Genomic DNA, 26,307 nt, shown 5'->3' with positions numbered 1-26,307 from the left:
CGAGTCGGTACGGTGCGCAGCGCCGAGGAGTCCCTCCGGACACTCGCGCAGCGGGCCTCAGCGGAAGTTGATGAACTGCAGGTCGACGTCGAGGTCGGCGTTCTTCAGCAGCGCGATGGTCGACTGCAGGTCGTCGCGGCTCTTGGACTGCACGCGCAGCTCGTCGCCCTGGATCTGCGACTTGACCGACTTCGGTCCCTCGTCGCGGATGATCTTGCCGATCTTCTTGGCGTTCTCCTGCGAGATGCCGTCCTTGATCGTGGAGGTGATGCGGTATTCCTTGCCGCTGGCCACCGGATCTCCCGACTCGAGGCTCTTCAGGCTGATGCCGCGTTTGACGAACTTGCTCTGCAGCACATCCAGCACCGCCTTCGCCCGTTCCTCCGAGCTCGCCTTGATCAGGATCGCCTCGCCGCTCCACTCGACCGACGCGCCGGTGCCCTTGAAGTCGTAGCGCTGCTCGACCTCTTTGCGCGCCTGCTGCAGGGCGTTGTCCGCCTCCTGGTGATCGACCTTGCTGACGATGTCGAACGATGAATCAGCCATGCGGAAAGTCTATCGGGGCGTGCGATGTCGGTGCAGGCGCCGGGGAGCGAGGGGTTCCAGAGTCGGAGTGCCGACTCGCGGCTCGGCCTGCGGGTTGGGTCACGAGTTGATATCGATGGCCCAGCGAGGTGAGGACGTTTCGGGCGGCGATGATAGAAATGTAAGCGCTTGCATAAATGCGAGCAGAGGAACGGCTGCAATGGCGCCCCCGGTGCCGCGACGGCTGCACTCATTCCCACACGTGAGGAAGGCAACACCGATGAAGGTGAACAGGAGCGGCGCGCTCGCACTCGGCGCGCTCGTGACAGGAAGCATGCTGGTACTCGCCGGCTGCGCCGGCGGCGGCGAGAGCGGGGACACCCCCTCGTCCGCACCCGAGATGGCTGGAGAGTTGACCGTCTGGGTCGACCAGAACCGCGCGGATGCGCTGAAGGACGTCGTCGCGACGTTCGAGGAGGAGACCGGCGTCGACGTGACGCTCGTGGTGAAGGACAACGCGAAGATCGCCGCTGACTTCACGGCTCAGGTGCCGACCGGCAAGGGTCCCGACATCACGATCGCCGCCCACGATGCGCTCGGCCAGTTCGTTCAGGACGGCCTCGTGGCACCGATCGAGATCGGCGACAAGGCAGGCGACTTCCTCGACGTCGCCATCTCGGCCTTCACCTATGACGACAAGGTCTACGGTCTGCCGTACGCGATCGAGAACATCGCGCTGATGCGCAACACCGCTCTCGCCAGCGAAGCCCCGGCGACGTTCGATGACATGATCGCTGCGGGCGCCGCGGCGGGAACGAAGTACCCCTTCGTCGTCGGACTGAACCCCGAGAACGCCGATCCGTATCACCTCTACGGATTCCAGACCTCGTTCGGCAACTCGGTCTTCGCGCAGAACGAGGACGGGACCTACGACGGTTCGCAGCTCACGATCGGCGACGAGGCCGGCCTCGCGTACGCGAATTGGCTCGGTCAGCAGGGTGCCGCAGGCACGGTGAACCTCAACCTGACGCAGGATCTCTCGAAAGAGGCCTTCAACTCGGGTGAGACGCCGTTCATCATCACCGGACCGTGGAACGTTGCCGACGCGCAGGCCAAGGGCATCGAGGTCGCGATCGACCCGATCCCGACCGCGGGTGGCGAGGTCGCCGCGCCGTTCGTGGGCGTGCAGGGCTTCTATCTCAGCGCGAAGTCGGAGAACACGCTCGCCGCGAATGAGTTCCTCGTGAACTACATGGCGCGCGAAGACGTGCAGACGGCCCTCTACGAGGTGGGAGATCGTCCCCCAGCGCTGAAGGCCGCCTACGAGGCAGCGCAGTCCGATCCCATCACCAAGGGCTTCGGTGACGTCGGAGCCAACGGCGCCCCGCAGCCGAGCATCCCCGAGATGGGCAGCGTGTGGGAGGCGTGGGGTGTCGCTGAAGCCGCGATCATCAAGGGCGCCGACCCGGCGGCCACGTGGACGAAGATGACCGAGGACATCCAGGCCAAGATCGACGGTTAGTCGGTCGGTGCGGGGCGGCGCCTGTACGGGCGCCGCCCCGCCCTCTACTCTCTCAATCACCAGGGCACAGCCCGAGACAGGAGCCGACCATGACCGGGCCCACGCTCGAGGAAGAACGCGTGGCGGGAACCCCTGCCGACAAGGCGATCCAGCGCAGACAGAGGCGCGCGGCCGCATACGCGGAGGCTGCCGGTGCGGGCTGGAAGGTCTGGCTGGTCAAGATCGCGTCGCTCGCGATCATCGATGCCCTCGCCGTCTACGGCATCTTCGTGCTGATCGCGCAGGACAACTGGCTGATGCCGCTCATCATCGCGATCGTGGTGATCGCGGTGAATCTCGTCTACCTGACGCCGGGACTGCTTCCCGCGAAGTACCTCACCCCCGGCATCCTGTTCCTGCTGGTCTTCCAGATCTTCCTGATCATCTACACCGTCTACGTCTCCTTCACGAACTACGGGTCCGGGCACAACTCGTCCAAGGATGACGCGGTCAATGCGCTGCTGCTGCAGTCGCAGACCCGCGTGGAGGATTCCGCTGCCTATCCCGTCAAGATCCTCGAGCAGAGCGGCGGCTTCTACCTTCTGGCGACCGACGAGGACGGAGAGGCGCTGCTCGGCGGAGCAGACCAGCCTCTCGCCGAGGTCGATGACGCTCAGTTCGAGGGTGAGCAGGCGGTCGGCGTCGACGGCTACACCACGCTCGACTTCGCGGGCATCCTGGCCAACCAGGATGCCATCGCCTCTCTCGCCGTCCCGCTCACCGACGACCCGAACGACGGGTTCCTTCGCACGACCGACGGCTCGACCGCGTACGTCTTCACCTCGACGCTCGCGTGGGACCCCGTCGCCGACACCATGACCGACACGGAGACGGGAACCGTCTACAGCGACATCGGCACGGGCGCATTCACCGCGGAGGACGGCACAGAACTGCTGCCGGGCTGGCAGGTGGCGGTCGGCGCCGACAACTACATCGCCGCGTTCACCGAACCGTCGATCCGCGGCCCGTTCCTCTATGTGCTCGTCTGGACATTCGTCTTCGCCATCCTGTCCGTGGTCACCACGTTCGCGCTCGGGCTCTTCCTCGCGATCGTCTTCAATGATCCACGGATGAAGAGCAAGCGCTTCTACCGAGTGATCGTCATCCTGCCCTACGCGTTCCCCGGCTTCCTGACGGCGCTGGTCTGGGCGGGAATGTTCAATCAGGACTTCGGCATCATCAACCAGTGGTTCTTCGGCGGCGCCGCCATACCGTGGCTGCAGGATCCGTGGTTGGCGAAGATCGCGATCCTCACCGTCAACCTCTGGCTCGGCTTCCCATACATGTTCCTCGTGTGCACCGGAGCGATCCAGTCCATCCCCGAAGATATCCAGGAGGCGGCGAAGGTCGACGGTGCGGGGGTGTGGGGCATCTTCCGATACATCAAGTTCCCGTTGCTCCTTGTCTCGGTTGCCCCCTTGTTGATCTCGTCGTTCGCGTTCAACTTCAACAACTTCGTGCTGATCTACTTCCTGACCCAGGGCGGCCCGCGTTTCCCCAACGCCTCCATCAACGTCGGTCAGACCGACATCCTGATCTCGATGGTGTACAAGGTGGCGTTCGTCGGCGCCGAGCGCGACTATGGGCTCGCCAGCGCGTTCTCGGTGATCATCTTCCTTCTGGTCGGAACCATCTCGTGGATCGCGTTCCGACAGACCAAGGCCCTCGAGGAGTTGAACTGACATGAGCGCAGAACAATCCGCCGGCACCGCTCCGGAGATGCTCGCCGTCGACTACGCGGCAGTCCTCGAGAAAGCCCCGAAGGAAGCGAAGCTTCCCCGTCGGCCATTCTCGAAGTACTTTCGCGAGACCGGATGGCGGCACATCGTCGGCATCGCCGTGCTGCTGTTCGCCGTCTTCCCGCTCGTATACGTCCTCTCGGCCTCCCTTAATCCCGGGGGCACGCTCCTCACCGCGAATTCGCTCTTCTCCAACATCAGCTTCGAGAGCTACTTCGCGCTGTTCCAGGACCCGAACTACCCCTACGCGGCGTGGTGGGTGAACACGCTCATCGTCGGCCTCGCCACGGCCGTCGGGACGGTGTTCCTCTGCGCCCTCGCCGCGTATGCGTTCTCCCGCATGCGGTTCACGGGACGGCGTTTCGGACTGCTCACTCTGCTTCTCGTGCAGATGTTCCCCCAGCTGCTGGCCTTCGTCGCGATCTTCCTGCTGATGTCGGCCATCTCCGACGTGTTCCCGGCGCTCGGCCTGAACTCGCTCATCGGCCTGATCATGGTGTACCTCGGTGGGGCGCTCGGGGTGAACACGTATCTGATGTACGGGTTCTTCAACACCGTGCCGGCCTCGATCGACGAGGCGGCGAAGATCGACGGTGCCGGACACGCGCGCATCTTCTTCACGATCATCCTGCGCCTGGTCGCGCCGATCCTCGCCGTCATCGGCCTGCTCGCCTTCACCGTAGCGTTCGGCGAGTACGTGATCGCCTCGGTGGTCCTGATCGACGTCGACAAGCAGACGCTTTCCGTCGGGCTCTTCCAGTTCGTCTCCAACGCGCAATCGAAGAACTGGAGCGTCTTCGCCGCGGGGGCAGTCGTGGCGGCGATCCTTCCTATGGCGGTGTTCCTGTCGCTGCAGAGATTCATCGTGGGCGGGCTCACGGCCGGCAGCGTGAAGTAGACGGTGCATGCGCGACAGGCTCGAACGCTTCGACGCGCTGAGCGCCGGTCTCGCCGATGGTGTGCGGCAGCGTGAGGGACTCTTCGGCCTCATGCTTCTGGGATCGGCATCCGATGAGGCCGCCGACCGGCGCGACGAGTGGTCCGATCACGACTTCTTCGCGCTCATCGAGAGCGGTCGCGGCGACGAGCTCCGCCCCGACCTGAGCTGGCTGCCCGACCAGGACCGGCTTGTCCTGACCGCGAGGGAGGGCGAGATCGGGTTCGTCGCCGTCTACGACGACGGGCACGTCTTCGAGTTCGCATTCTCGGATGTCGAAGAGCTGGCGGGGGCGGTCGCGGGGGAGGCCACGGTGGTGCTGGATGACGACGCGGGCTCGGTTGCGGGTCTTCTGGCTCGCGCCCGCTCGCGTGCCGCGGCAGCCGATTCATTCGATCCCGCCAACGACGCGAGCCTCGTGCTCGTCAAGCTCCTGATCGGTGTCGGGCGCGTGCGCAGAGGCGAGGTGCTGGGCGGCGGGCAGTTCGTGCGGGGTGCGGCCGTGCAGCACCTCGTGCGTGCCATCCGGGGGCGCTTCTCGGAGCGCTCCACAACCCTCCGCGACACGATCGACCCTCTGCGGCGCTTCGAGCGCGACTTTCCGGAGTGGGGAGGCCGGATCGCCGCGCTGCTCGACGCACCCGTCGAAGACGCGGCCCACGGACTGTTCGACTTCGCCCGCGAGATCCTCGAGCCCGGCTGGCCGGAGTTCCCGAGTCGGGCCGCCGATGCCGTCGCGGCGCGTCTGTGCTGGCGTCAAGCCCGACCCTAGGCCTCACCTCGCGCGCGCGACCGCCCAGCGGAACGCGTTGTGCAGCACGTAGCCGCCCGAGCCGTCGCCGAACGGCTCCGCGGCGGCGGTCACCACGGCTTTCAGCTCGTCGATCGTCTCCTCGTCCTCGCCGAGCAGGATGCCGCGGACGAGGGTGTCCTCATCGGCTGCGTGCCATGGCGCGTCGACGATGCCCGCCGCCACCAGCTCGAGCGACGCGGCGCGCAGGGCCGCCTCGAGTCCTCCGGCCGGCCGGAGCGGTCCGTCCGGCCGCGGCTCGTCCTCGAGTGCGGAGGCCACGGCGGCCTCGATCACGTCGACATCATTGCGGGCGCCCTCCGCCCAGTTCGAGACGGCGATCAGCCCACCAGGGCCGACTACGCGGGCGAACTCATGAAGGGCGTCCGTGGTGTCCGCGGCGAACTGCAGGGCGTTGACGGCGGTCACCACCTCGAAGACTCCGTCGTCGAAGGGAAGCGATTCGGCGCCCGCCACCACGACCTCGACTCCGGTGCGCCGGGCGAGCCCGACCATCGCGGGTGCGGGATCGGCGCCGACGACCGAGGCTCCAGTATCGCGCAGCAGTGCGAGGAACTCCCCGCTGCCGCATCCGACGTCGAGCACTCGCGTGCCGGGCCCGATATCAGCCGCATCCATCAGCGCGCGCCGCGCGGGACCCGCGAAGTCGCCCCACAGCTCGGCCCATCCGGCCGCGACATCCGACCAGCCCGATTCATCGGCACCATCCACCATCCCGCCAGCGTAGCGACGCCCACCGGGTCCTCCACAGGCGGTAGGCACGCGGTCCCGACGTACTGGATACTGAGTTCCATGTCAGCGTTGACCACCATCGGGTTGCCCGTAGCCCTCGGAATCATCATGTTCGGCCTGGGGCTCAGCCTCACGATCGCGGACTTCGCGCGCGTCCTCAAGCAGCCGAAGGCAGTGCTCATCGCCCTGGTCTGTCAGCTGCTCGTGCTGCCCGCCATCTGCTTCGGCCTGGTGCTCGCCTTCCAGCTCCCGCCCGTGCTCGCGGTCGGCATGATGATGCTGGCCGCCTCACCCGGCGGAACGACGGCGAACCTCTACAGCCACCTCTTCCGGGGCGACATCGCCCTCAACATCTCCCTGACCGCCGTCAACTCCGTGATCGCCGTGATCACGCTGCCGCTCATCGCCAACTTCGCCATCTGGTACTTCGAGCCCTTCGACGACCAGCTCGGTATGCAATGGGCCAAAGCCGCCGAGGTGTTCGCGATCGTGCTGCTGCCGGTCGCGCTCGGCATGCTCGTCCGCCGGCTGTGGCCGCGGTTCGCAGATCGGATGGACAAGCCGGTGCGCATCATCTCGGTCTTCGTCCTCGTCATCGTCATCGTCGGGGCGGTGGCGTCGAACTGGGCGCTGCTGCTGGACAACTTCGCACGCCTCGCCCTCATCACGATCGTGTTCTGCCTGATCAGCCTCGCGATCGGATACTTCGTGCCTCGCTGGCTCGGGATCGGGACCCGCCAGGCGATCGCGACGTCGTTCGAGATCGGCATCCACAACGCGACCCTGGCCATCGTCATCGCGCAGACCGTGCTCGGCTCCGTGGAGCTCAGCCTGCCGGCAGCCGTCTACGGCGTGCTGATGTTCTTCATCGCCTTCGGGTTCGGTTTCGTGATCCGCGAACGCAGAAGAGCGGATGCCGGCGCCGCCGCCGAGGCAGAGCCCGAGGCGTCCGCGCGTTCGTAGACTGGCACGCACCGTTCTTAGACTGGCAATGAGGTGATGCCCATGCGTCCGCTGACCGAGACCGAGTTGCGCGCGTCCTTTGTGAACGCCGATCCCGACGAGCTGCGACTGGCCGCACTGCCGCCCGACTTCCTGCTGACCGACTGGGATCACCTGGACTTCTTCGCGTGGCGAGACCCGCGCACGCGCAGCCGCGGCTACATCGTCACCGAACGTGACGGGCGACCGACCGGCGTCGTGTTGCGAGCGGCGGAAGGCACCTCGCGCGCGCGATCCGCACTCTGCAACATCTGCCACACCATGCAGCCGGCCGACCAGGTGGCGCTCTTCACCGCGCGCCGTGCGCGGCCGGCGGGAGAGGCGGGTGACAGCATCGGCACGTACATCTGCGCAGACCTCTCGTGTCACGAGAACGTGCGTCTGGCGTTCCCGCTCGCACCGAACGAGGTGCGGGGGAGCGTCGACCGGCGCATCGATGGCGCACGGCAGCGCTCCGAGGCGTTCGTCGAGAAGGTTCTGGAAGGGGCTGCCGTATGACCGAGCAAGGGCGGGTTGTCGTCGTCGGCGATGCCCTCATCGACGAACTGCGCGATGACCGAGGGGTCCGCGAGTTCGTCGGCGGCGCCGCACTCAATGTCGCGGTCGGTCTCGGCCGGCTGGGGGTGCCGACCTCGCTGATCGCGATGGTGGGAGAGGACGAGGACGGCGCTCACATCCGCGCATACCTCGGCGACTTCGGGGTCGAACTGATCGCCACGGCGTCCCCTCGCGGCACATCACGGGCGGTGAGCGTGCGCTCGCGAGCCGGTGAGCCCGAGTATGTGTTCAACGAGGCGGCCAAGTCCCGACGCATCCGGTTCGGCGATGCGGAGCGCTCGGCCATCGCGGTCGCGCCGTACGTGGTGATCAGCTGCTTTCCCTTCGACGATGTGGCGCAGACGCTCGAGCTGGCCGACGCGGTGCGCGGAGCGGCCCTCGTCATCGACCCGAATCCGCGGTCCGGCTTGCTGACCGACCGCGCAGAGTTCGTGCGCGGGTTCGAGCAGCTCGGGGCGGATGCGGCCCTGATCAAGGTCGGCGACGACGACGCCCAGCTGCTGTACGGGGTGGAGCTCGACGAGCTGCGCGCCCGGCTGATCGATCTCGGCGCGTTGGCCGTGCTCGCCACCCACGGGGCGGCGGGGGCCACGCTGGAGGCGGCCGATGTGCTCGTCACGCGCCCGGTATCGACGCTGCCTGGCGCGATCGTCGACACGATGGGTGCGGGCGATGCGACGCTCGCTGCGGCGGTGGCGTCGCTGGTCGCCGACAGACCGCAGGACGAGGATGCCTGGGCCTTGGCGCTGGAGCGGGCGATGGATGTCGCGGCCGCGACCTGCCGCTTCGAGGGTGCCCTGCTCCGCCTGCCGTCGCTGCTCGACGTCGATCTGGAGTCGCTGGGCACTTAGTTCCGCGCTGTCGATTCGCGTTCTGGCGGCGTTCACCGCCGTAGCGTGTGCAGATTGGGCAGCGCCGCGTTCCGCCTTCCGGCGCCGATTTCGGTACCCCCGGTTCACGGAGTAATATGGCTTCTCGCGCCTCCGATCGTCTGGAAAAGTCGGGCGGGTGCGCACTGGCGAGTTACCCAAGCGGCCAAAGGGATCTGACTGTAAATCAGACTGCTCAGCATTCGGGGGTTCGAATCCCTCACTCGCCACCATTGTCCTGGGCCGCGACAGAGAGGTCACCTGAGTCGCGACATAGGTTGACATTTTCTACGAGAGCCCGGCCATCGGCCGGGCTCTCGTCGTTGGTGCGCCACTGTTCGCGTCCAGGCTCGATCCAGCGGGATTGGGGCGCCGCAGTCTCTTCGGGGCGCACCTCTTCCGCCCCGAGGAGCGCAAAGCGCCCCAAACCCCGCCCCAGACTCGGGAGAACCGAGACCCTGCCGTCAGGGGACGGAGAACTCCTCGTCGCTGAGCAGCATGACCACGCCGCGATCGGCGAAGTTGCCGATGTCGGCGACCGCCGCCTGGCCCTCTGGTGAACCGAATCCGGCGAGTGCATCGTCCTTGGACTCGAACAGGACCTCGCCGAGAAGATAGAACTCCGGTGTGGATCCGTCGATGGAGTCTATGTGGCCCGCGGTGAGGCGGATGGCGCCTGGTATCCGACTGGCGATGGGGACGTGCGTGCTGCGGTAGTACTCGTCGAACGCCGCGGGATCGGTGGGCTGCCGGTAGGCGACGGTGATGCGATAGGCCATGAGTCACTTCCTCGTGCTCAGAATCGTGGCTGGATCTTCCCACGCTGTGCCGAGGGGCACAAGACGAGTCGTCGCGCGCACGCGGGCGCCGCCCAGGCACTCGGCGGGGTCGCTTCGCGCCGCTTCCCGGATGGGGGAGGCGGCACGAAGCGACCGAGGCAGCGGTCGACGACTACGCGGCCGACCAGCCGCCGTCCGAGGCGAGGATCACGCCGTTCACGTTGACGCCGTCATCGCTCAGCAGGAACGTGATGGATGCCGCGAGGGCATCGGGCTCGACGGGATCCGGCATCACCGACATGCCGACGCGTACGCGCTCGGCGCCGAGGGCCGAGGCGAAGTTCGCCTCGATGTTCGTGATGGTGGGTCCGGGCGCCACCGCGTTCACGCGGATGCCCGAGGGTCCGTACATGAACGCGCTGCTCTTCGTGAGCCCGGCCACCGCATGCTTCGACGCCGTGTAGGCCGCGCCGGCGGCGGAGCCGCGGAGCGCCGCCTCCGAAGCGGTGTTGACGATGGAGCCGCCGCCCTGGGCGAGCATCGTGGGGATGACGGCGCGCATGAGCTTCATGGTGCCCGTCACGTTGATCCGGAACACGCGGTCCCACACGGCATCCGTCACATCGCCGACGGGCGTCATGTCGTCCATGATCCCGGCGATGTTGGCGAGGGCGTCGACGGTGTCGCCCGCGGCCGAGACGATCTCGGCGATCGACGCGTCATCCGTGATGTCGCCCACGACCGGCACGACGTCAGCGCCGGCGTGCTCTGCGCGGAACTCGTCGAGGCGCTCCTGCGAGATGTCCACCGCGATGACGCGACCGCCTTCGCGTGCGATCCGGGATGCCGTCGCGCGGCCGATGCCGGATCCGGCTCCCGTCACGATCACGGTCTGCCCGGTGAAGCGGCCCGCGTCGATGCGCTCTTTCCACTCACGCAGGCGCACGCTGGCGGCGGCGGCGTCATTCGCATCGACGACGGACTCGGCCTCGACACCGGCGGGCACTTCGCCCGCGGCCGCGCGGCGCACGAGTTCGTCGAGCGTCTCCTGGCTGAACGCGCCCTTGCTCATGCCGACGAGCCGCTTGATCGCGAGGCGCCTCACCGGGCGGAACACGTCGGCCGACTGGCCGCCCTGGGCCAGCATGTCTCGCAGGATCGGACCGCCCACCGGGTCGGCGAGCCAGTTCGCGATGGAGGTATCGCCGGTGAGGCGCTGTGTGTTGATGGTGGTCATTCGGGTCTCCCTTTTCTACCGGACAGCAATGTCCGGTAATACGATACATCAGTGGACAGCGATCAGCCCAAAGCAAACCGAGGACCGAGTGCGGGCCCCGAGAATCGCCGCGCCATCATCGCCGCAGCGCGCGAGGTCTTCGCCGAAGAGGGGATGCGCGCGCCGCTGAACGCCGTGGCACGCCGGGCGGGCGTGGGGCAGGGCAGCCTCTACCGGCACTTCCCCGATCGGCTGGCGCTCGCCGTCGCGGTCTTCGACGAGAACATCAACGAACTCGAGGCGCTCGTCGGAGCCGAGCGCTCTGTCGATGACCTCTTCCTCAGCATCTCGGAGCAGGCGATGGCCTCGACGGCGCTCATCGAGATCATGACGGAGAACCAGCACGACGAACGGGCGGTCGCCCTGGCCGGGCGAGTGCGTGCGATCGTCGTGGCGCTCGTGGCCGGCGATCACGAGGCGGGTCGCATCGGCGGGGGCGCGACCGTCGACGACGTGCTGGTCGCCATCACGATGCTGGCCTACGCGGTGGCCTATACCCCCGAGCCTGCGCGCCCCCAGATCATCGAACGAGCTCGGCGGATGTTCCACGCCGCCTTCACGGCGCTGACCGCATGAGGATGCCGGCTGGGTAGCCTGTCGGGATGGAGTGGACAGCCACCGGAACCCTCACCGCACGGCCCGCGCTGGCGCATCCGGAGCTGCTCGCTGTACCCGTGACCGCCGCGCTGGGGGTCCTCGACCCCGCGCTCGCGGCATCCGTGGGAGTGGCCCCGATCGATCCGAACGTGGCGGACACCGCGGCGTTCTGCGAGCGCTACGGAATCTCGATGGATGCCTCGGCGAACTGCGTCGTGGTCAAGGGGAAGCGGGGCGGCGACGTGCGCTACGCAGCCTGCATGGTGCTCGCCTCGACAAGGGCGGACGTCAACGGCCTCGTGCGCCGTCACCTGGATGTGCGCTCAGTATCGTTCGCGCCGATGGACGAAGCCGTCGCCCTGACCGGAATGGAGTACGGCGGCATCACGCCGATCGGCCTGCCGGCCGACTGGCCGATCCTCGTGGATGCTGCGGTCGCGGCTTCCCGGGAGGTCGTGATCGGCGGCGGGGTGCGGGCGAGCAAGCTCTTCCTCCCCGGATCCGTCCTCGCTGCCCTGCCGGGCGCGCAGGTGATCGAGGCGCTGGGCCGCTCGGTCGGCTGATCCCTCCACAGGAACCCCGGCGCCACGGGTATCCACAGGGCACGGGGACCCTGTTCTCGGCCATCGGGCGCGTGTCAGGATGAGCACGCGGGGCATCCCGCCGCGAGAGAGGACCACGATGACCGCGCCCGGCCACGAACTGCATCCCCAGCAACCGGCAGCAGCCGCGAAGGGCCGCCCGACCCTCATGCGCGGCGCCGTCTGGATCGCGATCGGCGCCCTGATCGCCGCGGCCATCGTCTGCGTGATCTGGGTGCTCGTGGGCTCCCAGAACGACATCGTCGGCAGGGCGTTCCTGACGATCCTGCTGCTGGCGGGGTTCGCGTGTGCCGCGCTGTACGACTCGCAGGTCGCTCCGCGTCGGCCGGACTGGTACGTCATCGCCAGCATGGTCGCGTGGGTCATCGCGCTGCTCGCCGGTGCGCTCAAGATCTGGATGCCGTACTACAGCACCTACAACGATTTCGACAGGTACGGGTGGGACAACGGCGTCACCCGGTTCTTCGAGTTCCTGGCGATCGTCGTGATCCTTCGTCTGGCGCTTCTGCACGTGCGCCTCTACCTGAAGGCGCATTCGCGCTACGTCACGACGTTCACCACCGTGGTGACCATGGTGACGATCGCCCTGGTCGGCATCCTCGTCGTGATGCTGCTCGTCCCACTGTTCTTCCCGCGCGAGATCGACTACGCGGAGTTCTACTGGAGAGTCGTGGTGGCCCTGGCCATCCTCGCGGCCGTCGGCACCGCGCTAGTGCCGCTGATCAACGCCCTGAGTGCGCCGAAGAAGCCCGCGGCGCCCAAGGCAGCGCCGTTCCACTACCCCGCTCCGACCCAGCAGTGGCCGACGTACGCGGACGGCATGACCCCGTTGCCGGTGATGCCCGACGGGACGCCCGACTGGAACGCCTACTACACGGGGTACCCGACCTACGCGCCTCCGCCCGCCGCGGCATCCGCGTATCCGGCGGGGCCGCCTTCTGCAGCCGCGCACCCGGCACCCTCTCACCCGGCACCGGCGCACCCGGCACCGGCGCACCCGGCACCCGCGCCCTCCGCGGCGGTGCCCCCGTCATCCGCCCCGCAGACCGCGCCGGCGCAGGGCGAGTACCCGCCGCCCCCGCCCCTGCCCCCTCGGCCGCCGCTGCCCTGACGGCCGCTCGGCCGACCCGCTCGGCCGACCCGTTCGGCCGGCCAGTCAGCCGTCGCGATCGTCGCCCAGGATCTCCAGGGCGGCCATGGCGGCGTTGTGCCCCCCGATGCCGCTCACCGCGCCGCCTCGCCGCGCGGCCGATCCGCACATCAGCACCCGCTCGCGGCCCGAGGCGACGCCCCACCGGGCCGCCGGGTCGTCGAGGATGTCGGCCGAATCGACCCACGGCCACGAAAGGGGGCCGTGGAAGATGTCGCCGCCGGTCATGCCGAGCGAGTGCTCGAGGTCGAGCGTCGTGCGTCCCTCGATGCAGGGGGAGCCGTCGGGCGCCTCGTACAGCAGCGGGGACAGCGGCTCGGCCAGCACCGACTCCAGCGAATGCTGCGCGGCCGCCAGCAGGGCATCGCGCACCTGGTCGGGGTCGCCCTCGGCCGCGATGGCGTGCGGCACCTGCAAGCCGAACAGGGTCAGGGTCTGGGCTCCGGACGCCTGGAGATCGGGGCCGAGGATCGACGGATCCGTCAGGGAGTGGCAGTACACCTCGGCAGGGAGGGGTCGCGGGATGCCGCCGGCAGCGGCCTGCGCGTGAGCCGACTCCAGCTGCGTCAGCGTCTCGTTGATGTGGAAGGTGCCGGCGAATGCGGTCTCCGGCGACACGTCTGCATCGTGCAGTAGGGGCAGCCGACGGAGCAGCATGTTGACCTTGAATTGAGCTCCGGACGGGCGCTCGGCATCCGTAGGCGGCGCCCCACCTGCCCGCAGAAGTTCGGCCAGCACGGCGGGGCCGACTCCGCTCAGCACCAGCCGTCCCCGAACTGTCGCCGGAGCGGGACCGGCCGTTCGGACCTCGCCATCCGGCGAGACCTGAGTGACGGGGGAGTCGGTGCGCAGCTCCGCACCGGCCGAGCGCGCCGCGCGTTCGAGCTCGGCCGACACGCGACCCATGCCGCCGACCGGCACGTCCCAGTCCCCGGTGCCCCCGCCGATCACGTGGTAGAGGAAGCAGCGGTTCTGTCGCAGGGTCGCCTCGTCGGCGCTCGCGAACGTGCCGATGAGACCGTCGGTCATCACGATGCCCCGGGCGATGTCCGACTCGAGCGTACGCCGCACGAGGGCGCCGAGCGGGCGCTCGATGACCGACTCCCAGACCTCTTCGTCACCCAGGCGTGCGCGAGCCTGCGCCCTGGTCGGCAGAGGCTCGGTGAGCGTCGGGAACAGCGCACGGGCCAGCGGCGCCAGGCGGTCGTAGAAGCCGGCGAAGCGCCCGCCTTCTGCGTCGTCGCCCGTCACGCGGGCGAACGAGCGTGCCGTCGCCTCGGCATCCTGAGTGTCCACAAGGATGCCGCGCGACGGATCTGCCGGATCCGGCGTGTAGGAGGAGTACCGCCGCCGGCGCAGCTGGATGCCGAGCCCGAGATCGTCGATGATGCGGCGCGGGAGCAGGCTCACGAGGTAGGAGTAGCGCGAGAGGTTTGCGTCGACGCCACGCCACGGGCGCGCCGAGACGGCGGCCCCGCCGAGGTGGCCGAGGCGCTCGAGCACGACGACAGATCTGCCGGCCGAAGCCAGATATGCCGCCGCCACCAGCGCGTTGTGGCCACCGCCGACGATCACGACGTCGTGGGTGAAGCCCGCGCCGGTGCTGGAAACCATGACTTCACGGTACCCGGCTAGCGTTGAGTCAGTGTCAGGGTGACAGTGCCGCGTTGCGGTGGTTGGATCCTGATCACTTGGTGTCTGGCTCTTAGCGTCGTTGTCGCCTCCGGGTTGGCGTTCATGGGTTTTGCCGGCACCGGGTGTGATGGACCGGCCGGCGTGACTTGATAGGAGCGTGGCATCGCCCCCGACTGAGGTTTGTCCGCCGACCGGCCCAACCTGTCCCATTCGGATTAGTTGGAAGGAGACGATTTCCATGGTGATCGTCCTTGGCGCGGATGTCCACAAGGCCACGCACACGTTCGTCGCGGTCGATGAAGTCGGCCGCAAGCTCGGCGAGAAGACCGTGAAGGCGACCACCGTCGGTCACGACGGGGTGTTGCGGTGGGCGAGAGCCCGGTTCGGGGATGAGCTTCGGTGGGGTATTGAGGATTGCCGGCACCTGTCGGCCCGGCTCGAGCGGGACCTGCTCGCCTCAGGGCAGGAGGTGGTCCGGGTTCCGCCGAAGCTGATGGCCCACGCCCGCGCCTCCGCACGGGAGCGAGGCAAGTCAGACCCGATCGACGCCCTCGCGGTGGCCCGGGCGGTGCTGCGCGAACCCGACCTTCCCGCAGCTTCGCACGATGAGTCGACCAGGGAGTTGAAGCTGCTCGTTGATCGCAGAGAAGACCTGGTCGGTGAGCGAACCCGGCAGATCAACCGGCTGCGCTGGCACCTGCACGAACTGGACCCCGAGTTCGAGGTCCCCACCAAGTCGCTGCGGACTCGGGCGCAACGCGAGCGTGTCGCCGGCTGGTTGACCGCTCGCGAGGGTCTGGTCGCGGAGATCGCCCGGGACGTCCTCGCTGACATCACCCTGGTCAGCGTGAAAGCCGACGAGTTGGAGAAGCGGATCATCGCGCTCGTGGAAGCCCGCTACCCGCACTTGCTCGCGATCCCGGGGTGCGGCCCGCTGGCCGCGGCGAAGATCGCCGGTGAGACCGCGAACGCGAACCGGTTCCGGTCTGAGGCATGCTTCGCGATGAACGCGGGCGTCGCTCCCCTCCCGGTCTGGTCCGGAAACACCCGCGGCAGGGTCCGGATGAGCCGCACCGGGAACCGTCAGCTCAACGCCGCGCTGCACCGCATCGCGGTCACCCAGATCCGACTCGAAGGGCTCGGCCGGATCTACTACCGCAAACGTCTCGAAAGCGGCGATTCCACCGTCGAAGCACTCCGCTGCCTCAAGCGGCGTCTTGCCCGCATCGTCTTCAACGCCCTGACAGCGGACCAGCACCCCATCGAACACGCCGCGAATATCCCTCTCGCAGCCTGACACTTGACATAGGAGAAACCCATGACCCGCGAAGCAGACCTCCTCGAGCTGGCCACCGACATCGCCCTCGAGGCCGGTGCGCTGGCGAAGCGACGGCGCGCGGAGGGCGTCTCCATCGCGGCCACGAAGTCGGCGATCGCCGACATCGTCACCGATGCCGACCGCGAGGTCGAGGCGCTGATCCGCGCCCGGCTCGCCGCCGCTCGACCCGACGACGGCTTCCTGGGGGAGGAGTCGGGCGCCGAAGAAGGAGCATCCGGCATCACATGGGTCGTCGACCCGATCGATGGGACGGTCAACTACGCCTACGGCATCCCGGCCTACGCGGTCAGCATCGCCGCGGTCGAGGGTCCACCCGACCCGCAGACGTGGACGGCGCTCGTCGGCGCGGTCTTCGCCCCGGCGATGGGGGAGCTCTTCGCGGCATCGCGAGGCGAGGGCGCGTGGCTCGGCGATGAGCGCCTGCACGTGAACGATGAAGCACCAGCGGGCGCGCTGCTGGCCACGGGGTTCGGGTACGACCCTGCCACCCACGACGGCGACCTCGCACGGGTTCGCCGCGTGATGCCCGTCGCGCGCGACCTGAGGCGCATCGGCGCCGCATCCCTCGACCTCGCCTATGTCGCTGCCGGACGCCTCGACGGCTACTTCGAGCGCGGCTTGAATCCTTGGGATCACGCGGCCGGTGCCCTCCTCGTGATCGAAGCGGGTGGGCGGGTCGGCGGCTATCGTGGAGCGGCCGCCGGATCGGCGATGACCATAGCGGCCGGGGATGCCGTGTACCGGGCCATCGAGGAGATCATCGAAGGGTGACGCCGGGTCGCGCGCTGCACGGCACCCGGTTTCATTGCTCAATGAGACGGCGCGCCCAAGGGCCTTACATGGCATTCCCAGGTGCTCCCCTGTAGTGTTTACCGTATCGTTACATCGCCTCCCCCCCGATTGGCGACGTAGCTCCCCCCGACGGCCGATTGCCGCACCCGAAGCGGCACGACACGAGAGTTCCCTGCGCGTTGCCCCTTGACACACCCATGGCCGAGCCCGCGCCCACGCGGCGTTCGACCCGAGACAGAGCGATGCCCACGGCTCCTCCGATCGGCGGTGACTCGACCTCCCGCTCGGGGCTGCGCAAGCGATCGACCGGGACCGTGCCCACCGTCCAGGCCGGTTGGAACCGCCCGGCTGAGACGCCTTCTGTCCCTGCCCCTCGAGTGATCGTCGAGGCAGCAACTCCGGCTCTCGCCCCCGCCGCTGCCGTCACCCGGCGCAGCAGCCGTGCCCAGGCGTTCACCGCGCCGAGCGCGCAGGCCGCCGCTCCGACCGTCGACCCCGTCCGCGAAGCCGTTCACGAAGCCGCCGACGAGTTCGAGCTGCGCGAGCCGGAGGTCCTGCCCGAGCCCGAAGTCCTGGTCGAGACGGCCGCCGAAGCCGAAATCGACGAGTTCGCCCACGCCGCCAAGCTCTTCAGCTTCACCGGCGAGACGCGCGTCATCCCGCCCGTCGAGGCAGAGGTGGCTCCTCCTGTCGCGGCCCCCTCCGCGCCCCGCGTCGCCCCGACCAGCGCGCGCAATCGAGGCGCCTCGTTCCGACGCATTGCGACCGCATCGTTCTCCGTGGGCGTCATGGGCATCGTCGGGCTCCTCACGGTCGGCATGACCACGCCGGCCCAGGCCGTCGCCGCGGCTCGCTCGACGGTCGACGGCACGATGTCGATCGCCCCTTCACAGAACCCGACGCAGGTCTCCAAGGAGACCGAGGAGATCCAGGCCTACGTCGCGCCAGCCGAGGTTGCCAACGCCGAGCTCGACCGCACGGAGGGATACTCCGCGGTGTCTCTGGCCGAGATCGCGGCCGAGTCCGGTATCAACTACACGTCATCGGTCTTCACCAACGACCAGAACTCGCCTATCCAGTGGCCCTTCGCGGTCGGAGTCGGTCTCAGCAGCGGCTTCGGACAGCGGTGGGGCCGGATGCACGAGGGTCTGGACTTCACCCCCGGCGAGGGAGCTCCCATCCAGGCGATCGCCGACGGCACCGTGCGCATCGCGACCGAGTCGGGCGGCGCCTACGGAGTCACGGTCTACATCGACCACGTCATCGACGGGCAGCTCATCACGAGCCACTACGCCCACATGCAGTACGGGTCGCTCGAGGTCTCGGAGGGTGAGCAGGTCACCGTCGGAACGATCGTCGGGCACACCGGGAACACCGGGCGTTCCTACGGCGCGCACCTGCACTTCGAGCTGCTCGTGAACGGAACGACCCCGATCGATCCGCTCCCGTGGCTGCGGGCGCACGCGGGCGGCTGATGAGGTCCGTCTCGGTTTCTTGAGGACCGCCCCGCGGTGGTATTCTCTTGTGGTTGCCCGCTTGCGGGTGCGCCCCGATAGCTCAGTGGTAGAGCACTTCCATGGTAAGGAAGGGGTCGTCAGTTCAATCCTGACTCGGGGCTCGGACATCCTTCATCGGATGCCGCGCGGCAGGGTAGCTCAGTTGGTGAGAGCGCACGACTCATAATCGTGAGGTCGCGGGTTCAAGCCCCGCTCCTGCTACAACGAAACCTCGGTTGACCGGGATTTCTTGTCCCACAGTCAGGGACAGAGATTCGATGCGTCCAACGTTTATTCAACACTTATCGCTGCGCTGCCGCGCGTTGGTGGCCCGCACAGAACAGGTGCTCGGACCAGTTCGACCGACCTGGGTCGACCTGGCTCACCTCCTAGGTATGAACCGCGAACAGCTCTCCGGGCTGGGCCTGGAGCCGATGCTGACCACCAGCGAGCTCGCCGAATACCTCGGCGTGCACGTGCAAGCGATCTACGATCTGCGCGCGGACGGCCGTGGTCCGGCCGGCATCCGCGTCGGACGGGAACTGCGCTACCGCATCTCGGACGTGAAGAAGTGGCTGAACCGCCTGCATGAGCCGGAACCGCAGCGGGTCCCCATTGGAGGCGAGCTTTGATGGCCGGACGTCCACGTCTATCGATTGGGACGTTCGGTGACATCACGATCACCAAGATCGCTGGTGACCGCTTCCGGGCGACAACCCGCTTTCGTGACTGGGATGGAAAGGCCCGTCAGGTTGTCGCGACCGGGGCTAGCGGCAACGCGGCTAAGGGCGCGCTGAGACAAAAGCTTGCCGAGCGGATGCGCGGTGAGGACATGAGCGGCAGCCTCTCCGCCGACTCCCCGTTCACCGATCCGGCCGAGGCCTGGCTCGCGGATCTGCGCCTCGACACCGACCGGTCGGAGGGCACCAAAGAGGTCTATGAGCGGGAACTGCGCAGCCTCGTTCTGCCCACCTTCCAGCACTACACCGTGCGAGAAGTGACCGTCGGCCGGGTCGAGCGATTCCTTAAGGAGCAGCGGACCAGGTCCTTCGCGCGGGCGAAGCACTCACGCACGATCCTGAGCATGGTGATGGGCTTCGCGGTTCGGCGGGAGCTGGTTCCCCGCAATCCCGTGAAGGAGACTTCGCGGATGAAAACGCCGAAGCGAACTCCAAAGGCCCTCACGCGGGCGCAGATCCAGGCCATTCGGACCGCCGTTCGGGACTGGCGGATGGAGAAGGGGTCCCTAGGACCTCACCCGGACGGTCAGGTCCGCGACCTCATCGAGGTGATGCTCGGCACGGCCATGCGGATCGGCGAGGCGCTGGCACTGCGCAAGTGCGACGCGGACATGGCCGCGAACCCCCCGACCGTAACGGTGTCGGGCACCGTCGTCGTACGCCAAGGAATCGGTGTGCTGCGGCAGCCGACTCCCAAAACCGACGAATCAAATCGGGTCGTCGCCGTACCACCGTTCGCGGCCGCGATCATTCGGCGGCGGTTGGCTCTCCTTGGCACAGAGACGGAGGAGCACCTGCTGTTCTTCACCAGGAACGGCACACCCCTCGCGCCGCACAATGTGCGTCGCACCTTCCGGCAGATCCTCCAGCTGGCGGGACTCGAGGGAGCCGATATCACCCCTCATGCGTTCCGCCGAACCGGCGCGACGCTGCTCGCCAACGAAGTGAACATCGAGACGGCCGCCGCCGTACTCGGCCACACCTCCGTGGCCACGACCCGCGAGCACTACGCCGAACCTGATCGGACGGTGGACCCCGTGCCCGCTCAGATACTTCAGCGACTGGCGCCCGAGCCCTAGCTCCGGACTTCATGGCGGGACCCGGCCAGTCGATAACCTACTTGAGGGCGGTCAACAAGACGACCGATCGCGGCGTACCGTGGCGGCCACTCCAAGGGGCCGAATGGGACGTGGTTTGCGCCACGTGAGTAGGCCGCAGGCGCCTCGCGGACTCCCTCAGAGGCGATGCCTGCGGACAGACTAATCCGGGCGTCGGGCGCGCGTGCGCGCCGTCGCCTCTGCGATCTTCATAGCTCCCACCAAGGGTGCCAGTGGCCCGTGTGTTCCCGCCCGGATGGACAGGTGCTGGATGACCTGCGGGTGCACCAGGCTCTCCACTCGTGCGCGGACGCCTCTCACCAGGCTTTCCATGGGAACCTCGAGCGGACCGCCGATGACGACGTCTTGGGCCTGCAGGGCCGCCACGATGGGAGCGAGGGCAGTGCGGATCGACCGAAGTCAGGCAGATCTGCTTGGCGGGAGACGCTCAAACGTGAATTCCCATTCCGTGAGATTGCAATGATCCGCCTTCACCTGCGGGGCCAGGCGAAACCTTATGGCGCTTCACTGAGGAGGAAGGCGTCCACGGACGGGAGCCACGGGAGATTATTGCGCTGAGCGTCTCGTATCCGTGGTGAAGGGTGTCCTGATAGGGCACCCCAGAGCATCCGTTTGGCTTCTACAGTGGATCGCGTGACCATTCAGAGGCGCGTTCTCGGCACCGCCGCTCTAGAGGTGTCCGCCATCGGGCTCGGGTGCATGAGCATGACCGGCGGCTACAGCGGACACCCCGACCGGGCGCAGATGATCGGCGTCCTCCGCGACGCCGTGGACCGGGGGGTGACCTTCTTTGACACCGCGGAGATCTACGGGCCGCACGCGAACGAAGAACTCGTCGGGGAGGCCCTGGAGCCGGTGCGCGACTCGGTCGTCATCGCCACCAAGTACGCACAGGACATCGACCCCACACAGCGCACGCCTCGCGGTCGGATGCTGCTGCCCGGCGACATCAGCGCCGCGGTCGACGGCTCACTGCGCCGACTTCGAACAAGTTACATCGACCTCTACTACCAGCACCGGGTCAATCCTGAGGCTCCCATTGAAGACTTTGCGGGCGCCATCAGAGAACTGATGGATGCCGGCAAGGTCGGAGGTTGGGGCCTGTCGGAGGCGTCGGCTGAGACCATCGAGCGTGCAAACGCGATCACCCCGGTCACGGCCGTGCAGAGCGAGTACTCGCTGTGGTGGCGGCGACCCGAACAAGAGGTGCTTGCTGTCTGCGAGGCGCACGGGATCGGGTTCGTGCCCTTCAGCCCGCTCGGGAAGGGGTTCCTCACCGGAACCATCGACGACCGGACCACCTTTGAGGAGGGCAACGACCTCCGCGCGCAGATCCCCCGTTTCGCCCCCGAGGCGAGGGCGCACAACCTCGGGCTCGTCGAGAGCGTCAAGGACGTGGCCACCTCGCACGGTGCCACACCGGGACAGGTCGCGCTCGCATGGTTGCTTGCTCAACGACCCTGGATAGTCCCGATCCCGGGCACCACGAAGTTGCACCGCGTCGAGGAGAATCTCGCCGCTGCAGTCCTGGCGCTGTCGGAGGAGGAGCTGGCGCGGCTGACCTCCGCGTCAGACCATGCCGATATCCAAGGCGGACGCTACCCCGAGTTCCTCGAAGCGCAGACCAACCTCTGACCGCATGCTTCTTGAACGTACCGATCGCCCGCGCAGCCCTCAGCTCCTCGCCACCTGGAGCGCCGCGGAGCGTGCCGGCACCGGCGTCGGCGACCGGCCCTACCGGTCGAGCTGACCGTGACGCGCCCTACGAACAGCCCATCCGACGGCGCCCGCGCCGGCGCGGAATCTCAGAAGAAGGACAGGACCATGAACCCTCCCGTACAAGACAAGGAAATCGCCGCCATCATCGAGCGACTCGAGAAGCGGTTCCCCAATGTACCGCCGCCCGAGGTGGCGGCCGTGGCGCTCGAGGCCCATGACGCCTTCAACGGCCACCCGATCAAGACCTTCCTGCCGGTGCTCGTAGAGCGCCAGGCTCAGGAGCGCCTTCGAGGGCGATCAGGCGAACACTCATAGCCGGCGAGATTCGCCCGCAAGAGCAGCCGTCATCGCCACGGGAGTGGGATCGACCCACGGCGAGCGGATTGAGCTCAAACAGAATCGAGAAGATGCGACGGATCAACACGGCGTTGATAGCGTCGGGAACGGCTCTTCCCGTGCTCTCGCTGGTCGCCTGCTCTTCTCCGACCAAACCGCACCCCCTCCGATCGGACTCCCGGCACCGAAAGCGCCGAACCGGCACTCGTGTGGAGCGACGAGTTCGACGGCCCGGCCGGCTCGCCCCCGAACCCGGAGAGCTGGACCTACGAAACGGGGGGCGGGGGTGGGGGAAAGATGAGCTGCAGTACTACACCGACAGCACGACAACGCCTCCCTCGACGGCGACGGTCCCCTGACGATCACCACGCGTCAGATCGACCCGACCACGACTGATCTGCAGTGCTGGTCGGGCCCTGAGGGGAGCGGCATCTGGCCGGCGCTCTGGATGCTCGGAACCGACATTACCGAGGTCGGCTGGCCGCAGTCCGGTGAGATCGACATCATGGAATTCGTCGGCCGCTCACCCAACGAAATCTTCGGGACCTTGCACGGGCCGGCTATTCCGGAGGTCAGGCGTTCAGCGGCGTCCGCGATCTCAGTGGTCCCGTGGCAGCGGACTGGCACGATTTCGAGCTCGAATGGTCGCCCGAGCTCATCATGTGGTCCCTCGATGGCACCGAGTACCACCGGGCGGCCCCGGACGACATCGCGCCCGACGAGTGGGTCTTCGAGCATCCGTTCTTCCTCATCACGAACGTGGCCGTGGGCGGCAACTTCGGCGGAGCGCCAAGGCCTGCTAACGCACGTGCAAGCGGCGTCCGTCAGTGCGTTGTGCCTTCCGCCCCGAGCGGTACTGATCCTCGCCGAGACCGAGTCCGAGCAGGACCTGGAAGAGGCGTTGCGAGCCGGCGTGAGGGGTTAACTGTCTCGGTGGATCGTCGCACCGCAGTTGTTCCACGGCATCCGCGCCTTGTCCAAGACCGGGCTCGCCCTGGACTCCACGTTCGCCCGCCACCTCCTGCAGTCCCTGACCGCCCGACCAACCGGGGCGGCGGATACCCCCACCCAGCAGAGCGCTGTAACCCACCTCACCGAACGCCAACGGCAGTGGCCCTGCTTGTCGCCGAGGGGATGACCAACGGAGAGATCGCGGCCCGGCTCTTCGTCAGTAATGCGACGGTTAAGGCCACATCACCTCGGTTTTGCGGCGACTGGCCATCCGGAGCCGCACCCAGCTGGCCATCTTCGTCAACAACACCGCTCGGCAGACTTGAGTGCTCACGATCTCAGGTAACGTGCCATCCGGGCCCCAGTCGACCCCAAAAAGGGCGCCGGACCGGCCTTGTCGTCGCGCGACTGAACCGGACCGGCGATGTACCTTCCGGAAACGGTGACCGTGTAAAGTCACACGCGATTCCCCCCGAGAAGAACCCCTTGGGGGAGAGAGAACTCTCGGGGGGAATCTGAACCCGCGGGCCGCACCGCCGCTTCAGGGACGCGGGAATGCTCAGCCTGGGGACTGGCTCCGACGCGGCGGCGGGTCTGCGGTCAGGATAGCTGCGCTATACCGCGCACCACACCGTCCGAACGGACAGCTTGCCTGCGACGAAGTGTTGAGAGTGCGGGCTGCTGGTCGCTTGGACGGGGCGACTCTTGAGCGGGTCGGTGCCGTCGATGACACTGACCTCATGAGTCGCGAGCCGAGTTCAACGCCGATGTGGCGCTGCCCGTTCTGCGGACGAACCTTCGCTGCCCGGAACCAGGCCCACACGTGCGCTCCGCTCGGCGATCTCGATCGGCACTTCGTTTCATCCGCCCCGTCTGTCCGTGCGACGTTCGAGAGGATCGTCGTCGTGCTGACCGAAGTCGGACCTTTCACAGTGTTGCCTGAGAAGACTCGGATCGCCTTTCAGGTGCGGATGAGTTTCGCTGCTCTCGCGCCGCGGCGGAGTTGGTTGAACGGGCATCTGGTGCTCGATAGGCGCGTTGAGAGCTCGCGGTTCACGAGGATCGAAACCTACTCCCGAAGAAACGTTCTCCATGCCTTCCGGCTCGTCTCGCCGGACGAGGTGGATGAGGAATTCGCCGTTTGGTTGGCTGCCGCGTACCGGGTCGGCGAGCAGGGCCACCGAGCGCCCCGAGATGGCTAGGGCTGTCAATTGGGAGCGAGGACGATAGTGGTGCGAGTCCACCTCGAACCCGGACGCCCGCCCGATGCGGGATGCCCGCAGACCGAGCCAGGCGACGGTCTACCGGTGGAGTCGGATATCAAGGAGTCGGGTACCCGCTAACAAGCGCGGAGCGTCGACGGGAAAGACTCGCGACAGCCGAGCCCCTCCGGGTCGGGAGCATCTTGGACGCAAGTCGTCTAGGACCTGCGCGGACGACGACGAAGGAGCAGCCATCCGGCGACGAGTGAAATCGCTAGTAGCGCGGCGAGCCACACCCAGAGGTTGGTTTCTAGGCCGATCATCGAGCGCGGGCATCGTGCCACAGTATGTCTGCTCGGGGTCTGTCGAGTCCCGACAGTAACCGCCGATAGCTGGCGCGAGCGCGCAGCGAAACCACCAAGGCGGCCCTGAATGCACCGATGAGAGTGACCGCCGTGCGCTCAGGACTCGCCTCTGCGACCATGACCTCAGGCTAGATGGCTATGAGTTCGCGTCAGGAAATCGATACCAAGTCGTTTGTGCAAAGGAATCCGCATCTGGACGAGACACCTTCCTCGCGCGAGTGGCAGTGGCCTGCGGCCCACTGATTGAGCCGCTACGCGACACTGATTCCTAACAGGCGACGGTTCCGGAAACTCCGAGCCTAAGTCAGCTCCATCGGCTCCTTGCCCTCGCTCGCTATTTGCAGACTGCACCCTCCGCTGCGCTCCGGGCTCCACTTAGCTTTCGCGTCATGAGTCAAGGTGTGGGTTGGGCGTGGGTGATCGGCCCGGGTGCGTTGATGCGTCCGGGCTGGTGAGTGTGATGGACTGCGTCCGTGTGGCGGGGGGGCCGCCGGAGTTTCGGCAGGCTGATCAGGCGCCGTGATGCGGCAGGCTTTCGTGTTCGCCGTGGGAGGCGGCCCAGCGCGGAGGGGCGGCAAGCTAAGTTGCGCCGTCGAGCGGCATAGCAACCGTGGCGGTCACCGTCCGCGGCTGAGCCTCTCTTGACGGTACGCCTGTTCATCGAAGGGTTGTTGGGTGACGAGCATCCGGTAGATGAGGCGGCAGGCGTTGCGGGCCAGTGCGACGCGCGCCTGGATCGGGGCCATGCCGCGGGCGCGCAGCTGTGCGTGGCGTTCGGCGAAGGTAGGCGAATACATGGATAGCCCCCACGCGATGCCCATGAGTGCGTCGCGGTGCTCGGCCAGGCCTTGCCGGGAGATGCGTCCACGTCGTCGCAGTGTCGCAGACTCATAGAGCGCTGGGGGAGACCGGTCGCGGAGTAGAGGTGCTCCGCGTCGGGGAACCGTTGAATCGGCAGGCTGTGCGCTGCGACGCCGCCGCCCGGATCGGGCCGACGCCGGGCAGGCTGGTGAGGACTTGCCCGGCGCTGGGGGCGAGGAGCAGTGTGATGTCGGTGTCGTGGACCGCGATGTCCTCCTGCAGGCTTCGGTAGCGTTGCAGGTCGCGGCCAAGCCGCGCGGCTCGTGCCTGCGCGTCTGGCGGTGGGGGTAGGCAGCCGCGCCACCGGTCCTGCCAGTACTGCGCGGTGGGCTGTGTCAACCGGCCCGGTGCCCTGGCGGTCAGGGAGCGAACCGATGGCGACCGGCCCGCAAACGCGACGGCGCAAGCCAGCACGGCCTGCCCCGTCGGCGATCGCGATCGGTAAGGCGCGGCCGTGTGCTGCCGGCGCTGATAGGCCAGGTACCAGAGCGTTGAGCTGATCGTGCAGACGCTGCTGGGCCTTGGTTCGATCAGCGATCAGTCCCCGCCGGTGCCGGACAACGGCCCGCAGCTCGTCTACGGCTGACTGCTCAGCCTGCTCGAGCCCGACCTGGT

Annotated in this window: 25 protein-coding genes and 3 tRNA genes; 21 read left to right on the top strand and 7 right to left on the bottom strand. The window is 67.5% G+C overall.

Annotated features, from left to right (window positions below; all coding sequences use genetic code 11):
• Positions 1-57: 57 nt before the first annotated feature.
• Positions 58-546, bottom strand: coding sequence for a YajQ family cyclic di-GMP-binding protein (locus tag ACPW96_RS00430; RefSeq protein ID WP_425881608.1), 489 nt, complete (start codon positions 544-546; stop codon positions 58-60).
• A 259-nt stretch (positions 547-805) separates the two neighbouring features.
• Here ACPW96_RS00430 and ACPW96_RS00425 point away from each other — a divergent pair, with 259 nt between their 5' ends.
• The 4 genes from ACPW96_RS00425 to ACPW96_RS00410 all read left to right on the top strand — a co-directional run bounded on the left by ACPW96_RS00425 (position 806) and on the right by ACPW96_RS00410 (position 5,534).
• Positions 806-2,047: a sugar ABC transporter substrate-binding protein gene (locus tag ACPW96_RS00425; protein WP_425822754.1), complete on the top strand. Its 1,242-nt coding sequence runs from the start codon at positions 806-808 to the stop codon at positions 2,045-2,047.
• Between the two features lie 89 nt (positions 2,048-2,136).
• Positions 2,137-3,768, top strand: coding sequence for an ABC transporter permease subunit (locus ACPW96_RS00420; RefSeq protein WP_425881607.1), 1,632 nt, complete (start codon positions 2,137-2,139; stop codon positions 3,766-3,768).
• Position 3,769: 1 nt separating this feature from the next.
• Positions 3,770-4,723, top strand: a complete 954-nt coding sequence (locus ACPW96_RS00415) for a sugar ABC transporter permease (RefSeq protein WP_425881606.1) — start codon at positions 3,770-3,772, stop codon at positions 4,721-4,723.
• A gap of 7 nt (positions 4,724-4,730) precedes the next feature.
• A complete protein-coding gene (locus ACPW96_RS00410) occupies positions 4,731-5,534 on the top strand; it encodes a hypothetical protein (RefSeq protein ID WP_425881605.1) in 804 nt (267 codons plus the stop codon).
• A gap of 3 nt (positions 5,535-5,537) precedes the next feature.
• Here the strand turns inward: ACPW96_RS00410 and ACPW96_RS00405 are convergent, their stop codons facing one another.
• Positions 5,538-6,287 (bottom strand): class I SAM-dependent methyltransferase, encoded by a 750-nt coding sequence (locus ACPW96_RS00405; RefSeq protein WP_425881604.1) that lies wholly within the window; start codon positions 6,285-6,287, stop codon positions 5,538-5,540.
• 78 nt (positions 6,288-6,365) lie between these two features.
• Here ACPW96_RS00405 and ACPW96_RS00400 point away from each other — a divergent pair, with 78 nt between their 5' ends.
• The 4 genes from ACPW96_RS00400 to ACPW96_RS00385 all read left to right on the top strand — a co-directional run bounded on the left by ACPW96_RS00400 (position 6,366) and on the right by ACPW96_RS00385 (position 8,967).
• Complete coding sequence (locus ACPW96_RS00400) at positions 6,366-7,268, top strand: bile acid:sodium symporter family protein (RefSeq protein WP_425881603.1); 903 nt, start codon at positions 6,366-6,368, stop codon at positions 7,266-7,268.
• 42 nt (positions 7,269-7,310) lie between these two features.
• On the top strand, positions 7,311-7,805 hold the full coding sequence (locus tag ACPW96_RS00395; RefSeq protein WP_425822894.1) for an FBP domain-containing protein: 495 nt from the start codon (positions 7,311-7,313) through the stop codon (positions 7,803-7,805).
• A complete protein-coding gene (locus tag ACPW96_RS00390; RefSeq protein ID WP_425881602.1) occupies positions 7,802-8,716 on the top strand; it encodes a PfkB family carbohydrate kinase in 915 nt (304 codons plus the stop codon). Before ACPW96_RS00395 ends, ACPW96_RS00390 begins: the two co-directional genes overlap by 4 nt.
• A gap of 166 nt (positions 8,717-8,882) precedes the next feature.
• Positions 8,883-8,967 (top strand) — tRNA-Tyr (locus ACPW96_RS00385).
• 231 nt (positions 8,968-9,198) lie between these two features.
• Here the strand turns inward: ACPW96_RS00385 and ACPW96_RS00380 are convergent.
• The gene (locus ACPW96_RS00380; RefSeq protein ID WP_425822767.1) at positions 9,199-9,513 is read right to left on the bottom strand and encodes an EthD family reductase; all 315 of its coding nucleotides are present in this window, start codon (positions 9,511-9,513) and stop codon (positions 9,199-9,201) included.
• Positions 9,514-9,685: 172 nt separating this feature from the next.
• Entirely contained in the window at positions 9,686-10,750 is a 1,065-nt protein-coding gene (locus ACPW96_RS00375; protein ID WP_425881601.1) for an SDR family NAD(P)-dependent oxidoreductase, read from the bottom strand.
• A gap of 51 nt (positions 10,751-10,801) precedes the next feature.
• Here ACPW96_RS00375 and ACPW96_RS00370 point away from each other — a divergent pair, with 51 nt between their 5' ends.
• The 3 genes from ACPW96_RS00370 (at position 10,802) to ACPW96_RS00360 (ending at position 13,099) form a co-directional block, all read left to right on the top strand.
• Positions 10,802-11,365: a TetR/AcrR family transcriptional regulator gene (locus ACPW96_RS00370; protein ID WP_425822771.1), complete on the top strand. Its 564-nt coding sequence runs from the start codon at positions 10,802-10,804 to the stop codon at positions 11,363-11,365.
• Positions 11,366-11,391: 26 nt separating this feature from the next.
• Positions 11,392-11,949, top strand: coding sequence for a YbaK/EbsC family protein (locus ACPW96_RS00365; protein WP_425881600.1), 558 nt, complete (start codon positions 11,392-11,394; stop codon positions 11,947-11,949).
• Between the two features lie 118 nt (positions 11,950-12,067).
• On the top strand, positions 12,068-13,099 hold the full coding sequence (locus ACPW96_RS00360) for a hypothetical protein (protein ID WP_425881599.1): 1,032 nt from the start codon (positions 12,068-12,070) through the stop codon (positions 13,097-13,099).
• A gap of 45 nt (positions 13,100-13,144) precedes the next feature.
• Here ACPW96_RS00360 and ACPW96_RS00355 read toward each other — a convergent pair whose 3' ends face one another.
• Positions 13,145-14,752: a phytoene desaturase family protein gene (locus ACPW96_RS00355; protein WP_425881598.1), complete on the bottom strand. Its 1,608-nt coding sequence runs from the start codon at positions 14,750-14,752 to the stop codon at positions 13,145-13,147.
• Between the two features lie 259 nt (positions 14,753-15,011).
• Between ACPW96_RS00355 and ACPW96_RS00350 the strand changes: the two genes are divergently transcribed.
• The 7 genes from ACPW96_RS00350 (at position 15,012) to ACPW96_RS00320 (ending at position 20,219) form a co-directional block, all read left to right on the top strand.
• Entirely contained in the window at positions 15,012-16,070 is a 1,059-nt protein-coding gene (locus ACPW96_RS00350; RefSeq protein WP_425881597.1) for an IS110 family transposase, read from the top strand.
• Between the two features lie 21 nt (positions 16,071-16,091).
• On the top strand, positions 16,092-16,883 hold the full coding sequence (locus tag ACPW96_RS00345) for an inositol monophosphatase family protein (RefSeq protein WP_425881596.1): 792 nt from the start codon (positions 16,092-16,094) through the stop codon (positions 16,881-16,883).
• 263 nt (positions 16,884-17,146) lie between these two features.
• Positions 17,147-18,379, top strand: a complete 1,233-nt coding sequence (locus ACPW96_RS00340; RefSeq protein ID WP_425881595.1) for a M23 family metallopeptidase — start codon at positions 17,147-17,149, stop codon at positions 18,377-18,379.
• Between the two features lie 71 nt (positions 18,380-18,450).
• Positions 18,451-18,522 (top strand) — tRNA-Thr (locus tag ACPW96_RS00335).
• Between the two features lie 26 nt (positions 18,523-18,548).
• Positions 18,549-18,622, top strand: a tRNA-Met gene (locus tag ACPW96_RS00330).
• A 173-nt stretch (positions 18,623-18,795) separates the two neighbouring features.
• Complete coding sequence (locus tag ACPW96_RS00325) at positions 18,796-19,032, top strand: helix-turn-helix domain-containing protein (protein WP_425822783.1); 237 nt, start codon at positions 18,796-18,798, stop codon at positions 19,030-19,032.
• 200 nt (positions 19,033-19,232) lie between these two features.
• Positions 19,233-20,219: a tyrosine-type recombinase/integrase gene (locus ACPW96_RS00320; RefSeq protein ID WP_425881594.1), complete on the top strand. Its 987-nt coding sequence runs from the start codon at positions 19,233-19,235 to the stop codon at positions 20,217-20,219.
• A 180-nt stretch (positions 20,220-20,399) separates the two neighbouring features.
• Here the strand turns inward: ACPW96_RS00320 and ACPW96_RS00315 are convergent, their stop codons facing one another.
• Complete coding sequence (locus ACPW96_RS00315) at positions 20,400-20,624, bottom strand: hypothetical protein (protein WP_425881593.1); 225 nt, start codon at positions 20,622-20,624, stop codon at positions 20,400-20,402.
• A 267-nt stretch (positions 20,625-20,891) separates the two neighbouring features.
• Here ACPW96_RS00315 and ACPW96_RS00310 point away from each other — a divergent pair, with 267 nt between their 5' ends.
• From ACPW96_RS00310 to ACPW96_RS00300, 3 genes are all read left to right on the top strand, one after another.
• Positions 20,892-21,893 (top strand): aldo/keto reductase, encoded by a 1,002-nt coding sequence (locus ACPW96_RS00310; RefSeq protein ID WP_425881592.1) that lies wholly within the window; start codon positions 20,892-20,894, stop codon positions 21,891-21,893.
• A 189-nt stretch (positions 21,894-22,082) separates the two neighbouring features.
• Entirely contained in the window at positions 22,083-22,292 is a 210-nt protein-coding gene (locus tag ACPW96_RS00305; RefSeq protein WP_425822868.1) for a three-helix bundle dimerization domain-containing protein, read from the top strand.
• A 1,712-nt stretch (positions 22,293-24,004) separates the two neighbouring features.
• Entirely contained in the window at positions 24,005-24,466 is a 462-nt protein-coding gene (locus ACPW96_RS00300) for a DUF5655 domain-containing protein (RefSeq protein ID WP_425881591.1), read from the top strand.
• A gap of 982 nt (positions 24,467-25,448) precedes the next feature.
• Here ACPW96_RS00300 and ACPW96_RS00295 read toward each other — a convergent pair.
• Positions 25,449-25,652: a hypothetical protein gene (locus tag ACPW96_RS00295; protein WP_425881590.1), complete on the bottom strand. Its 204-nt coding sequence runs from the start codon at positions 25,650-25,652 to the stop codon at positions 25,449-25,451.
• Positions 25,653-26,307 lie beyond the last annotated feature (655 nt).

The organism is Micromonospora sp. DT81.3, from assembly GCF_049847225.1.
In the GTDB taxonomy this organism is placed as follows: Bacteria; Actinomycetota; Actinomycetes; order Actinomycetales; family Microbacteriaceae; genus Microbacterium.
This window is presented reverse-complemented; position numbering and strand designations above follow the sequence as displayed.

What these genes read in the sequence shown, in the direction of transcription:
- ACPW96_RS00430 (WP_425881608.1), bottom strand. Translation starts at nt 546, where the DNA reads ATGGCTGATTCATCGTTCGACATCGTCAGCAAGGTCGATCACCAGGAG.
- ACPW96_RS00425 (WP_425822754.1), top strand. Translation starts at nt 806, where the DNA reads ATGAAGGTGAACAGGAGCGGCGCGCTCGCACTCGGCGCGCTCGTGACA.
- ACPW96_RS00420 (WP_425881607.1), top strand. Translation starts at nt 2,137, where the DNA reads ATGACCGGGCCCACGCTCGAGGAAGAACGCGTGGCGGGAACCCCTGCC.
- ACPW96_RS00415 (WP_425881606.1), top strand. Translation starts at nt 3,770, where the DNA reads ATGAGCGCAGAACAATCCGCCGGCACCGCTCCGGAGATGCTCGCCGTC.
- ACPW96_RS00410 (WP_425881605.1), top strand. Translation starts at nt 4,731, where the DNA reads ATGCGCGACAGGCTCGAACGCTTCGACGCGCTGAGCGCCGGTCTCGCC.
- ACPW96_RS00405 (WP_425881604.1), bottom strand. Translation starts at nt 6,287, where the DNA reads ATGGTGGATGGTGCCGATGAATCGGGCTGGTCGGATGTCGCGGCCGGA.
- ACPW96_RS00400 (WP_425881603.1), top strand. Translation starts at nt 6,366, where the DNA reads ATGTCAGCGTTGACCACCATCGGGTTGCCCGTAGCCCTCGGAATCATC.
- ACPW96_RS00395 (WP_425822894.1), top strand. Translation starts at nt 7,311, where the DNA reads ATGCGTCCGCTGACCGAGACCGAGTTGCGCGCGTCCTTTGTGAACGCC.
- ACPW96_RS00390 (WP_425881602.1), top strand. Translation starts at nt 7,802, where the DNA reads ATGACCGAGCAAGGGCGGGTTGTCGTCGTCGGCGATGCCCTCATCGAC.
- ACPW96_RS00380 (WP_425822767.1), bottom strand. Translation starts at nt 9,513, where the DNA reads ATGGCCTATCGCATCACCGTCGCCTACCGGCAGCCCACCGATCCCGCG.
- ACPW96_RS00375 (WP_425881601.1), bottom strand. Translation starts at nt 10,750, where the DNA reads ATGACCACCATCAACACACAGCGCCTCACCGGCGATACCTCCATCGCG.
- ACPW96_RS00365 (WP_425881600.1), top strand. Translation starts at nt 11,392, where the DNA reads ATGGAGTGGACAGCCACCGGAACCCTCACCGCACGGCCCGCGCTGGCG.
- ACPW96_RS00360 (WP_425881599.1), top strand. Translation starts at nt 12,068, where the DNA reads ATGACCGCGCCCGGCCACGAACTGCATCCCCAGCAACCGGCAGCAGCC.
- ACPW96_RS00355 (WP_425881598.1), bottom strand. Translation starts at nt 14,752, where the DNA reads ATGGTTTCCAGCACCGGCGCGGGCTTCACCCACGACGTCGTGATCGTC.
- ACPW96_RS00350 (WP_425881597.1), top strand. Translation starts at nt 15,012, where the DNA reads ATGGTGATCGTCCTTGGCGCGGATGTCCACAAGGCCACGCACACGTTC.
- ACPW96_RS00345 (WP_425881596.1), top strand. Translation starts at nt 16,092, where the DNA reads ATGACCCGCGAAGCAGACCTCCTCGAGCTGGCCACCGACATCGCCCTC.
- ACPW96_RS00340 (WP_425881595.1), top strand. Translation starts at nt 17,147, where the DNA reads ATGCCCACGGCTCCTCCGATCGGCGGTGACTCGACCTCCCGCTCGGGG.
- ACPW96_RS00325 (WP_425822783.1), top strand. Translation starts at nt 18,796, where the DNA reads ATGAACCGCGAACAGCTCTCCGGGCTGGGCCTGGAGCCGATGCTGACC.
- ACPW96_RS00320 (WP_425881594.1), top strand. Translation starts at nt 19,233, where the DNA reads ATGAGCGGCAGCCTCTCCGCCGACTCCCCGTTCACCGATCCGGCCGAG.
- ACPW96_RS00305 (WP_425822868.1), top strand. Translation starts at nt 22,083, where the DNA reads ATGAACCCTCCCGTACAAGACAAGGAAATCGCCGCCATCATCGAGCGA.
- ACPW96_RS00300 (WP_425881591.1), top strand. Translation starts at nt 24,005, where the DNA reads ATGAGTCGCGAGCCGAGTTCAACGCCGATGTGGCGCTGCCCGTTCTGC.
- ACPW96_RS00295 (WP_425881590.1), bottom strand. Translation starts at nt 25,652, where the DNA reads ATGGGCATCGCGTGGGGGCTATCCATGTATTCGCCTACCTTCGCCGAA.